Genomic DNA, 785 nt, shown 5'->3' with positions numbered 1-785 from the left:
CTGCAACTCGACTCCATGAAGTCGGAATCGCTAGTAATCGTGAATCAGAATGTCACGGTGAATACGTTCCCGGGCCTTGTACACACCGCCCGTCACACCATGGGAGTGGGCTGCAAAAGAAGTGGGTAGTTTAACCTTTCGGGGAGGACGCTCACCACTTTGTGGTTCATGACTGGGGTGAAGTCGTAACAAGGTAGCCCTAGGGGAACCTGGGGCTGGATCACCTCCTTATACGAAGATATTCACGATAAGTGTCCACACAGATTGATGGTTTAGATTTAGTTAAAGCCAGAGCTTTAATTAATAACGCAAGTTATTGATTAAAGCTTTTTGCTTTATGCTCTTTAACAATTTGGAAAGCTGACTGATTACTTAATTGGTTTTCACTTTAAAAAGTGAAATCAAACAGCTCAAGGCTGTAATTAAGTTAATCAAATTTAAAAGTTCTCAATGTTTATCTGCTCTTATCTAATAAGAACGGTATAAACACAACAAACACATTCAAGTGTCTTGTATTCGATTCAAACTTGTTTGAATCACATTGAGTCCGGCAAACAGTCATTGAGAATTAACCCTTCTTAATGACAACCAAAAACCTTGGTTAGTTGCCATACGCGTTTGTTTTCACTCCTGTTTGTCTTCACTTTTTAAAAGTGAAAATAAAAAGGAAAGTGAAAGTAAAACAGAGACCCTTTCGGGTTGTATGGTTAAGTGACTAAGCGTACACGGTGGATGCCTTGGCAGTCAGAGGCGATGAAAGGCGTAATAACTTGCGATAAGCCCAG

Annotated in this window: 1 rRNA gene; it reads left to right on the top strand. The window is 40.5% G+C overall.

The window, feature by feature from the left end:
- Window positions 1-231: ribosomal RNA gene (locus tag L1D22_RS22220) — 16S ribosomal RNA — on the top strand; the annotation flags it as partial.
- Window positions 232-785 lie beyond the last annotated feature (554 nt).

It is taken from the genome of Vibrio sp. Isolate34 (assembly GCF_022397915.1).
GTDB lineage: Bacteria > Pseudomonadota > Gammaproteobacteria > Enterobacterales > Vibrionaceae > Vibrio.
The sequence above is the reverse complement of the archived record's forward strand: the minus strand, read 5'-3'. Positions and strand labels throughout refer to the sequence as shown.